This window comes from Pseudomonas sp., from assembly GCF_050739655.1.
Classification (GTDB): Bacteria; Pseudomonadota; Gammaproteobacteria; order Pseudomonadales; family Pseudomonadaceae; genus Aquipseudomonas.
In genome coordinates, this window is the sequence record NZ_JBOIBY010000566.1 from 1 (window position 1) to 11,102 (window position 11,102).

General features: G+C 59.0%; 8 protein-coding genes. 4 read left to right on the plus strand and 4 right to left on the minus strand.

The window, feature by feature from the left end; genetic code table 11:
• Positions 1-136 precede the first annotated feature (136 nt).
• The gene (gene pncB, locus ACRESJ_RS26910) at positions 137-1,360 is read left to right on the plus strand and encodes a nicotinate phosphoribosyltransferase (RefSeq protein WP_431760567.1); all 1,224 of its coding nucleotides are present in this window, start codon (positions 137-139) and stop codon (positions 1,358-1,360) included.
• A gap of 4 nt (positions 1,361-1,364) precedes the next feature.
• Positions 1,365-2,192: an ammonia-dependent NAD(+) synthetase gene (gene nadE / locus ACRESJ_RS26915; protein WP_431760568.1), complete on the plus strand. Its 828-nt coding sequence runs from the start codon at positions 1,365-1,367 to the stop codon at positions 2,190-2,192.
• A 141-nt stretch (positions 2,193-2,333) separates the two neighbouring features.
• On the opposite strand, the gene azu is transcribed toward nadE, so the two are convergent.
• The gene (gene azu, locus ACRESJ_RS26920) at positions 2,334-2,780 is read right to left on the minus strand and encodes an azurin (protein WP_431760569.1); all 447 of its coding nucleotides are present in this window, start codon (positions 2,778-2,780) and stop codon (positions 2,334-2,336) included.
• A 344-nt stretch (positions 2,781-3,124) separates the two neighbouring features.
• Between azu and ACRESJ_RS26925 the strand changes: the two genes are divergently transcribed.
• Together ACRESJ_RS26925 and ACRESJ_RS26930 are read left to right on the plus strand one after the other, a co-directional pair.
• The gene (locus tag ACRESJ_RS26925; RefSeq protein WP_431760570.1) at positions 3,125-3,712 is read left to right on the plus strand and encodes a TIGR00730 family Rossman fold protein; all 588 of its coding nucleotides are present in this window, start codon (positions 3,125-3,127) and stop codon (positions 3,710-3,712) included.
• A gap of 67 nt (positions 3,713-3,779) precedes the next feature.
• Positions 3,780-3,959, plus strand: a complete 180-nt coding sequence (locus ACRESJ_RS26930) for a hypothetical protein (protein ID WP_431760571.1) — start codon at positions 3,780-3,782, stop codon at positions 3,957-3,959.
• Positions 3,960-4,140: 181 nt separating this feature from the next.
• Here the strand turns inward: ACRESJ_RS26930 and ACRESJ_RS26935 are convergent, their stop codons facing one another.
• The 3 genes from ACRESJ_RS26935 to ACRESJ_RS26945 form a co-directional block, all read right to left on the minus strand.
• Positions 4,141-5,031, minus strand: a complete 891-nt coding sequence (locus ACRESJ_RS26935) for a transglutaminase family protein (RefSeq protein WP_431760572.1) — start codon at positions 5,029-5,031, stop codon at positions 4,141-4,143.
• The gene (locus ACRESJ_RS26940) at positions 5,031-7,517 is read right to left on the minus strand and encodes a circularly permuted type 2 ATP-grasp protein (protein ID WP_431760573.1); all 2,487 of its coding nucleotides are present in this window, start codon (positions 7,515-7,517) and stop codon (positions 5,031-5,033) included. Before ACRESJ_RS26940 ends, ACRESJ_RS26935 begins: the two co-directional genes overlap by 1 nt.
• An 88-nt stretch (positions 7,518-7,605) precedes the next feature.
• A complete protein-coding gene (locus tag ACRESJ_RS26945) occupies positions 7,606-10,881 on the minus strand; it encodes a DUF2126 domain-containing protein (RefSeq protein WP_431760574.1) in 3,276 nt (1,091 codons plus the stop codon).
• Between the last annotated feature and the right edge of the window lie 221 nt (positions 10,882-11,102).

Here is an 11,102-nt window from a genome sequence, read left to right on the forward strand (position 1 = left end):
ATATCAATGTCGGCTGAGATGACGCCTTCGCGGGCAAGCCCGCTCCCACAGGGATCTCTACCAATCTGAAAAATTGCTGGCATTTCCCGGTACCGATATGCGCCACTATCTCTATTGAACGCTGGAGACCCCCTTTATGAGCGAGAGTGTATTTGCCGATCGTATCGTGCAGAACCTGCTCGACACCGACTTCTACAAACTGACGATGATGCAGGCGGTGCTGCACAACTACCCGAACGTAGAAGTCGAATGGGAGTTTCGTTGCCGTAACAGTGAGGATTTGCGTCCGTATCTTCAGGAAATTCGCTTGCAGATCGAGCGTCTGGCCGAGTTGAGTCTGAGTGCCGACCAACTGAGTTTCCTCGAGCGCATCTCCTTCCTGAAACCGGACTTCCTGCGCTTTCTGGGGCTGTTTCGTTTCAACCTGCGCTACATCCATACCGGCGTCGAAAATGGCGAGCTGTTCATCCGCCTGCGTGGCCCGTGGCTGCATGTGATCCTGTTTGAAGTGCCGATCCTGGCCATGGTCAGCGAAGTACGTAACCGCTGTCGCCACAGCGATGTCGTCCTGGAACAGGCCCGTGAGCAGCTCTACCACAAGTTCGACTGGCTGAGCGCCAACGCCAGTGCCGATGAGTTGTCCGAATTGCAGGTCGCCGATTTCGGCACCCGCCGTCGCTTCTCTTATCGCGTGCAGGAAGAGGTGGTGAACGTGCTCAAACACGATTTCCCCGGGCGTTTCGTGGGCACCAGTAACGTGCACCTGTCCCGGGAACTGGACATGAAACCGCTGGGCACCATGGCCCACGAATGGATCATGGCTCACCAGCAGCTCGGCCCACGGCTGATCGACAGCCAGATTGCCGCCCTCGATTGCTGGGTCCGGGAATACCGTGGCCTGCTGGGAATCGCCCTGACCGATTGCATCACCAGCGACGCGTTCCTGGGCGACTTCGACCTGTTTTTCGCCAAGCTCTTCGACGGTTTGCGCCACGATTCCGGCGATCCGGTGCTGTGGGCGGAAAAGGCCATCGCGCACTATCACAAGCTCGGCATCGACCCGATGAGCAAGACGCTGACCTTCTCCGACAGTCTGACGCTACCAAAAGCCTTGGATATATTTCGCGCGTTGCGGGGTCGGATAAATGTCAGCTTCGGCATCGGCACCAACCTGACCTGTGACATTCCAGGTGTAGATCCGATGAGCATCGTGCTTAAAATGACTGCCTGCAACGGCCAGCCGGTGGCAAAGATCTCCGACGAGCCAGGCAAGACTCACTGCAAAGACCCGAATTTCGTCGCCTATTTGCGACACGTTTTCCAGGTTCCTGCCTCATCCAGTCTATCTAGCAAGGAGTGAATTCATGCAAGCCGTACAGCGTGATATTGCTGAGCAGCTCAAGGTTCAACCGCCGTTCGCCGACGATGCCGCCCTCGAGACAGAAGTCGCCCGGCGCATCAGTTTCATTCAGGATTGCCTGGTCAATTCCGGGCTCAAGACGCTGGTGCTGGGCATCAGTGGCGGCGTCGACTCCCTGACGGCGGGCCTGTTGGCCCAGCGAGCAATGCGCGAACTGCGTCAGCGCACCGGGGACGACAGCTACAAGTTCATCGCCGTGCGCCTGCCCTACCAGACCCAATTTGATGAACACGATGCCCAGGCCTGCGTGGATTTCATCAAGCCGGATGAACGCCATACCGTGAACATCGGCCCAGCGGTCAAAGCCCTGGCCAATGAAGTGGCGGCATTCGAAGGCAAGCATGCGGTCTCAGTGGATTTTGTGCTCGGCAATACCAAGGCACGGATGCGCATGGTCGCCCAGTACACCATCGCCGGCGCGGCGCAGGGTCTGGTCATCGGCACGGACCATGCCGCGGAAGCCGTGATGGGTTTCTTCACCAAGTTCGGTGATGGTGCCTGCGACCTGGCGCCGCTCAGTGGCCTGGTGAAAAACCAGGTTCGTGCGATTGCCCGTAGTTTCGGTGCGCCAGAATCACTGGTGGAAAAAATCCCGACCGCCGACCTGGAAGACCTTTCGCCAGGCAAGCCCGACGAAGCCTCCCACGGCGTGACCTACGCCGAAATCGACGCCTTTCTGCATGGCCAACCAGTGCGTGAGGAAGCGTTCAAGATCATTTGCGATACGTACAACAAGACCCATCACAAGCGTGTGATGCCGTTTGCGCCTTGAGGCTTTGGCCTTTGTAGGAGCTGTCGAGTGAAACGAGGCTGCGATCTTTGACATTAAAAGATCAAAAGATCGCAGCCTTCGGCAGCTCCTACACGAAGCAAAAAAGCGCCTGTGAAGGCGCTTTTTTTATGAGCGATTCGATTACTTCAGGGTAACCGTGCCTTTCATCATCGAGATGTGGCCCGGGAACGAGCAGAAGAAGCCGTATTTTTCATTGGCATCAAGCTTGGAAACGTCGAAGGTCACCGAGTCGGTTTCCTTGGCGCCGATGATCTTGGTGTGAGCGATGATGCGGGCATCGCCTTCCTTCAGGTAGTTCTTGTCAATACCAGCGCTCAGGCCATCAGTAGCGATCGGCTGCATGTCTGCTTCCTTGCTCAGCACCCAGTTATGGCCCATGACAGTCTTCGGCAAGCTGCCGGAGTGAGTCAGCTCGACAGTGAATGTTTTGCAGCTCTTGTCGATTTCAATGGCCTTCGTGTCGAAAGACATTTGGTCTGTGGAGTCAACGGTGACTTTGCACTCGGCAGCCATCAATTGGCTGCTGGCCAGTGTCAACAGGGATACCGCAACAAGTTTGGCAAACATGGTGAATCTCCAAGGCAGGGTTAAGGAAAGATGCGAATGGACAGAAGACTGCCTGAAAACTTCGCAAGTTCATATGATTTGAATCAAAAATTGTATACAACTTTAGCGCTATGACACCCATCGAAAGAATCTACCAGCCAAGCGTCTAGCCCGGCCATATGATCAGACCGTCATCATTCAACGGAGTGTCTGTCATGTCCTTCAACAGCTTTTTTAGCAGCTTGCTCGCCGCCTATGCCTGCGGCGCCAGCGGTACCTGTGAAACGTCCAGGCAGGAAGTTTAGCCCTTGGAGCATCGCACGCCTGCCTTTACTCTGTGGCCCTGATCGACCATGGAGTAAGGCATGTCTTTAACATCCGTATGTGTATTTTGCGGTGCCAGCACTGGTACCAATCCGGCTTATCGTGAAGCGGCTGTTGCCTTGGGCCAAGCCTTGGCCGAGCGCAAGCTCACCTTGGTCTATGGTGGCGGTGCCGTGGGCTTGATGGGCATCGTTGCCGATGCGGCCCTGGCGGCCGGAGGAGAAGTGATCGGCATCATCCCGCAAAGCCTGATGGACAAGGAAATTGGTCACAAAGGCCTGACTCGTCTTGAAGTGGTCGACGGCATGCATGCGCGAAAGGCGCGGATGGCTGAACTCAGCGATGCCTTCATTGCCCTGCCCGGCGGCCTGGGTACGCTCGAAGAACTGTTCGAAGTCTGGACCTGGGGCCAACTGGGTTACCACGGCAAACCGCTGGGCTTGCTGGAAGTGAACGGTTTCTACAGCAAACTCACCGGTTTTCTTGATCACATCGTCGGCGAAGGCTTCGTTCGCGAAGCTCACCGTGACATGCTGCAGGTGAGCGAATCGCCACAAACGCTGCTCGACGATCTCGATAGCTGGAAGCCGACCGTATTACCGAAGTGGGTCGAGCAAAAACCCGACTAACGACTTTGCACGATACAGGGCAGAATACGCGCCGCTCAACCTCACCTTCGACCCCAGAGGATCGCCCATGGCTAAACCTAATTATTCCTTCGCCAAACGTCAGCGTGACTTGGCCAAGGAGCAGAAGAAAGAGGAAAAACTTCAGCGCAAGAAAGCGATGGCTGAAGACGCGGCACTGAACCCTGATGGTGAAGTTGCGGCAGAAGATGATGTTGATGCACCGAAAGATCAGGCGCCTGAGGCCTGAGACCCACCGGGCCGGATGATCTGATCGGGCCTACCGGATCTGTGACCGGGGTTGGCAGCTTCGCTGCTGACCCTGTAGGAGCTGCCAAAGGCTGCGATCTTTTGATCGTGCCTTTCAATGGCCTGAAAAAGATCAAGATCAAAAGATCGCAGCCTTCGGCAGCTCCTACAAGGGGGAGTGGCTACTCCAGTGGCATCACGGTGACCCGAACTTCCGGGTCATGGTTGCCGCCTCCCAGAATCACCCCACGCAGCGGTGATACATCAGAGAAATCCCGACCCCACGCCAACGTGATGTGCTCCAGCGCAGGTTGCACGTTGTTTGTCGGATCGAAATCGACCCAACCCGACACCGGGCAATACACCGAGACCCAGGCATGGGATGCATCGGCACCGATCAATCGGGGCTGGCCGGGTGGTGGCTGGGTCAGCAGGTAGCCGCTGATGTAACGGGCAGCCAGGCCTCGGGAGCGTACGCAAGCGAGCATCAAGTGGGCGAAGTCCTGACAAACCCCACGCCGACGTTCCAGCACCTCCACCAATGGCGTCGCCACCTGGGTCGCTTCGGCGTCGAAGGTGAATTCCCTAAAGATTTTCTCCATCAGTGCCTGGACACCCAGCAGCAAGGGGCGCCCCGCAGGAAAGCAGCTCTCGGAGAACTCGACGAAGTTGCGCTTCAAATGCACATAGGGTGATTCGAACCGATAGCGGCATGCTTCAAGCAACTCTGGCGACAGTGGCTGGCTGCTGTAGGTCAGCGCGCTGCGGGTGTCTTCCCATGCCGGAGACAGATTGAAGTCCAGCAAGGGTCGAGGCAGCACTTCAACGGTGAGGCTGGCGTTGACCAGCAACTCATCATGGGGACGCTCGAACGCCAGCCGAGTCAACGGATTGCCAAATACATCAAGTTCATCACGGCGCGAAGTCGGGTCCGGGCTGATCTGTAATTGCTGATCAGTACAACGCTGCCACGCACAGGCCCTCGGCCACAAATGAGCCAGTTGCTGGGCCAGGGACACCGGGCTGTCGTAGTGATAATGGGTGTCGTGGTAAATCTGGTAATGAGCGCTCATCAGACGGACACCGTGCGCTGGCTGACATCATCGACATGGGCGAAATGGCGCAGGGCCAGGCGATCGGACACTTGCCCGCTGGCATCGGCGATTGCTTGCAGCAAATCGGCCAATCCTTCGAGCGCCGCGCGTACGCTGGTTTCACCGAACAATGGGTTTTCCAGGCAACCCAGATCAAAGCAAGCCAATCGCTCGACCAACTGCGGCAGTCCTGCTTCGCGAGGCCCCCCAAAGTCATCGTTCAATCGTTTAATCGTGCGGGTCACCAGTTTCAACTGGAAAAGTACAGCATGAGGGTTCTGCTCATCGAGCAACAAAAGGTCGAGCACCGGGATCAATTGCGCCACCGCCAGATACCGGGAGCGGTAGGTGATACTGCTATTGCCCAGCTCCAGCAGCCACTCCAGCCCCGCCTGATCGAAAGCCCCGGCACCTCGCAAGAACGCCGCCAGGCTGCCACTGAGAAATTGCAGGCGCTCGATTCGTCGGCCGATCATCAGGAATCGCCAGCCTTCATCCCGAGTCATGTCGTCCAGGGCAAAACCGGACAACGCCGCCAGGGACATCACCAGTCGGTTGAGAAAATCCAGCAGCTCACCAAAGTCCGGTTCATCGGTTTCCAGTTCGATGGCTTCGCGCTGCAACTCCACCAGTGCTTGCCAGTTTTCCCGCGAAAGTTTTCCGCGCACCTGGGAGGCCGCCCACTGCAGGCGTTGCAGGTTGGAACGCAGGCTGAATGGCCAGTCATCACCGAGTATCGCCGCCAGCAGCCGTTCCGGCAGCTCACCCTCTTCGGGCAGCAGCATCAGCCGTTCAGCGAGATCGACTGCCGCCTGCAGGGCCTGCGGGTCATCGCCATCGATGTAACGTGCCAGCATGATCCGCAGCAACCGGGCGCTGTCATCGCAGCGCTCGCAGTAACGACCGAACCAGAAGAGGTTCTCCACCACCCGCGATGGCAGATACGGATCACGCCGAACCAGATCGTGCACGCCGATATTGCGCTGGGCTTTCCATTGCTCACCACCGGGCTGGCGATCGCCCAGCACCCAGGTGTCCTTGCTGGCACCACCTCGCTGCATCGACACCACTTCAGCGTCAGCCTCAGCGGCCACGCGGGTCAAACCGCCGGGAAGCACCCGATAGCCATCGCGGCTGGCCACCGCATACACGCGCATGCCGATGGCCCGGGGTTGTAACTGCCCGCCCTCGGCCTGCCAGATCGGCGCTTGGGACAGCTGCGCCAGCTCTTGCGCGACATAGGCGTAAGGTCGTGCCTGCATGCGCTCGGCAAGCTCCCGACGCTGTATTTCACTCAAATCCCGACCAAATACGGGGGCGAAACTCTGGGACGGGAACGCCGGCTTGATCAGCAGCTCCGGAAGTTTTTCCAGGGCTTGGGCCAGCACCGGAGCCTCACCACACCACCAGGTAGCAATGGACGGCAGGATCAGGTCTTCGCCAAACAGGAACTGATTGATCTTCGGCAGGAACCCCAACAACCCCGGCGATTCCAGCACGCCACTGCCCAGGGCATTGGCCACCATCACCCGTCCCTGTCGCACCGCCTCAAGCAAGCCCGGCACACCAAGGGCCGAATCGGTGCGTAGCTCCAGCGGGTCACAGAAATCATCGTCGAGCCGGCGCATGACCGCGTGGACCCGGCGCAGACCACTCAGGGTCTTCAGGTAGACCGTCGCATCACGCACCGTCAGGTCGCCGCCCTCCACCAACGGATAACCCAGCTGACGCGCCAGGTATAGATGTTCGAAATAGCTTTCGTTGAAACGCCCCGGTGTCAGCAACACCACCAATGGCACTTCCCCATCGCTCGGTGCCTGTCGTGCCAGGGTTTCCTGGAGGGTACGGAAGAAACCGGCCAGATGCTGCACCTTCAGGTCGCGGTACAACTCGGGAAAGGCTCGGGACACAATCGTGCGGTTTTCCAATGCGTAGCCCGCACCAGACGGTGCCTGAGTACGATCGGCCGTCACCCACCAGCGTCCATCGGGGGTGCGCGCAAGATCCACGGCATACAGATGCAGAAAAGCCCCGTCAGGCGGGTTGATACCCTGACAGGGCCAAAGGAAGTTGTTGTGGCCGAACACCAATTCAGCCGGCAGCAGGCCTTCGGCGATCAGGCGCTGCGGACCATAAAGATCAGCCAGCACGGCATTGAGCAATCGCGCACGCTGGGCAATTCCGGCCGATAACTGTTCCCACTCATCCGCGGCAATCACATGGGGTAGCAGATCCAGTTCCCAGGGCCGGTCGGCGCCCTTGGGGTCGGCGTAAACGTTGTAGGTGACGCCGTTTTCCTGAATCTGCCGCGTCAGCAGTGCCTGACGCTGCACCAGTTGCGCGGGCGTGCTGCGCTGCAATTGATCGAACAGTCGACGCCAGTGCGCGCGCACGGCGCCACTGTCGTCGAGCAGTTCGTGATAGGTGCCCGCCGTCAGCGGGTAGCGGTCTAGCAGGTCAGGCATGGAAAGCTCGGCAGACAGCAGGGAACGGTCAGACTAACGCAGGCTCATGACGCCCGGATATACGAAAAATCCGAGCGTCGCGTACGGTTTAGAAGCGTCGTAAATCGAGAGTCATGGGTAGCTCGTCGTTAATTTCCAGAATGGGGACAGGAATTTTCCCTGGCGTGTGTCCGATACGGAAGAAACGCGCCAAACGCCTGCTTTCCGCTTCATTGGCGTTCACCGGCAAGGTCTCGTAGTTACGCCCGCCCGGATGCGCCACGTGATACTGGCAGCCACCCAGCGAACGTCCCATCCAGGTATCGACCAAGTCGAACACCAGTGGCGCGTGGACCGGGATGGTCGGCTGCAGGCAGTTGGCCGGTTGCCACGCACGGAAACGCACTCCGGCGACAAACTCGCCGACCCGCCCGGTCGGCTGCAATGGCACCGCAATGCCGTTGCAGGTCAGCAGATAACGACTCGGCGGCAAACCGCTGAGCTTGACCTGCATGCGTTCGAGGGACGAGTCGACATAACGTACCGTGCCACCGACCGCGCCCTCCTCGCCCAGTACGTGCCAGGGTTCGAGTGCCTGGCGCAACTCCAACGCAATGCCGTTGACCGCGTAATCGCCGACCTTGGGAAAACGAAACTCCAGATGCGCAGCAAACCACTGGGCCTGCACCGGATATCCGGCGTCGTTGAGATCGTCGATGACATCGGCGAAATCCTGTTCGATGAAGTGCGGCAGCAGGTAACGATCATGCAGTTCAGTGCCCCACCGCGCCAGCTTCGGCGGTGCGTAGGGCTCGCGCCAGAAGCGAGCGACCAGCGCCCGTAACAGTAACTGCTGAGCCAGACTCATCCGCGCGTGAGGCGGCATTTCAAACGCCCGCAACTCCAGCAATCCAAGCCGCCCTGTGGCACCGTCCGGGGAATAGAGTTTGTCGATACAGAACTCGGCGCGATGGGTGTTGCCGGTGACATCGATCAGCAAGTTGCGCAGCAATCGGTCAACCAGCCACGGCGCGCATTCCTCGCCCGGCGCGGGCATCTGGGCGAAGGCGATTTCCAGTTCGTACAGCGCGTCGTTTCGAGCTTCATCGACACGTGGTGCCTGCGAAGTCGGGCCGATGAACAACCCGGAAAACAGATAGGACAATGACGGATGGTTATGCCAGTAACTGATCAGGCTGCGCAGCAAGTCAGGACGGCGCAGAAAAGGTGAGTCAGCCGGCGTCGCACCACCGAGTACGAAATGGTTACCGCCACCAGTACCGGTGTGCCGACCATCGATCAGGAATTTCTCGGTGGTCAGTCGGGTCTGGCGCGCTTCTTCGTAAAGAAATTCGGTGCGTTCGACCAATTCGTCCCAACTCGCGGACGGTTGCACGTTGACCTCGATGACACCCGGATCAGGTGTGATACGGAAGTTACTCAGTCGCGGATCGCTCGGCGGCTCATAGCCTTCCAGCAGTACCGGGCATTGCAACTCTTCGGCGGTGGCCTCGATGGCCGACACCAGTGCCAGATAATCTTCGACTCGCTCCAGTGGCGGCATGAACAGGTACAAACGGCCTTCCCGCGCCTCCGCACAAAATGCGGTGCGGGTCAGCCAGTCGGCGGATTCATCAATGTTCGGTGCTCGATCCTCAATTTCCGCCGCCGCGCCCTGACTCTGTAGTTGCGCAGTATCGGGCAGCGGCGGGAAGTCCTGGTTAGGATCGTTGGGATGGATGAACGGATATTCCGCCGCCTTGACCCAAGGCTGCGAACCCAAAGGCAAGCGATACCCCAGCGGTGAGTCTCCCGGCACCAGGCGGCAATGTTCATCGCGCAGGTACCAGCGACCGCTCTGCCATTGATCGCCCTTGGCCGTGCGCGCCAACGGCAGGACCTGACCAATCACCTTGTCCAGGCCCTGGCTGAAGACTTTGCGAAGACGCGCACGCTCCAACGGTTCCTCGAGACGCGAGTCTTCGGCGCTGACGTTTTGCGGCAGCGTGCCTTCGCGCCAGAGGTAATAGAAATTGTCTTCGTAGGCCGCAAACACAAAGCGTGTCGGAATATTCAGCCGCTCGGCAACGCTCGCCAGAAAACGTCCGGCCAGCTCACCATTGGCGCCGTAATCCTGCTGCTCGTCGGCAATCAGTGCGCTGTTGTGCCAGATCGGCACCCCGTCACGACGCCAGTAGCAATTGAGCGACCAACGCGGCAACTGCTCGCCCGGATACCACTTGCCCTGGCCAAAATGCACCAGCCCCTGCGGTGCGTAGTGCTTGCGCATGCGCTGGAACAGCTCGGCTGACAGGCGACGCTTGTCCGTCCCCAGCGCAGCGGTATTCCACTCGGCGCCATCGGGGTCATCGATGGATACGAAGGTCGGCTCACCGCCCATCGTCAGGCGCACATCGCCTTCGAGCAGGTCGGCATCGATCTGTCGGCCCAAGGCCTGAATCGCCAGCCATTGATCGTCGGTGTAAGGCTTGGTAACCCGTGGCGCCTCCCAAATTCGCTCCACGGACATTTCATGACTGAATTCGCACTCGCAGGGTTCCACCAAACCGGTAATCGGCGCCGCAGAGGACGGATCCGGGCTACAGGCCAGCGGAATGTGTCCTTCGCCGGCAAATAGTCCGGAGGTCGCGTCCAGGCCGATCCAGCCAGCGCCGGGCAAATAGACTTCGCACCAGGCGTGCAAATCGGTGAAATCAACGTCGGTACCTGAAGGACCGTCGAGGCTTTTCACGTCGGCGGTCAGCTGGATCAAGTAGCCGGAGACGAAACGTGCGGCAAGCCCCAGGTGACGCAGCAATTGCACCAGCAGCCATGCAGAATCGCGGCACGAACCGGAGGCCTGTACGAGGGTGTGCTCAGGCGTTTGTACGCCTGGCTCCATGCGAATCAGGTAATCGATGTCTTCGCTAAGGCGCTGGTTGAGCGCGACGAGGAAATCGACGCTGGGCAATGGCGTGCGATCGATGCCTTCAAGATACGCCTTGAACTTCGGCGTCAGCGGCAAGGTTTCCAGGTACGGCGCCAGTTCCTTGCGCTCGTCGGCGGCATAGCTGAATGGAATTTTTTCCGCGTAGGGCTCAAGGAAAAAATCGAAGGGATTGAATACCGCCATCTCCGCCAACAGATCGACTTCGATCCGCAACTCATCGGTTTTCTCCGGGAACACCAACCGCGCCAGGTAATTACCCTGCGGGTCTTGTTGCCAGTTGATGAAATGCTGCTCGGGCGAGACTTTCAGCGCATACGACAGTATCCGCGTGCGGCTATGGGCGGCCGGGCGCAGGCGAACGATCTGCGGACCGAGCTCGACGGCGCGGTCGTAGCGGTAATGCGTGACGTGATGCAATGCGACATGAATCGACACGGCGTGCCTCCTGCGAGCCTTAAGCGTATTCGAAAGCGCGCAAGACTTATGCCATCCAGCAGCACTGGCGCTTTCTCCGGTTACTGGAGGCAGTACAGCACCAAAATCGGGCGATGCAGGAATTTGATTGGTATCGATTGCACGGATTTGTGGCGGTCAGTTGTAAATTCGCCGCCAGAACCGGCCCTTTCGCGGGCAAGCCCGCTCCCACAGGGTTTTGC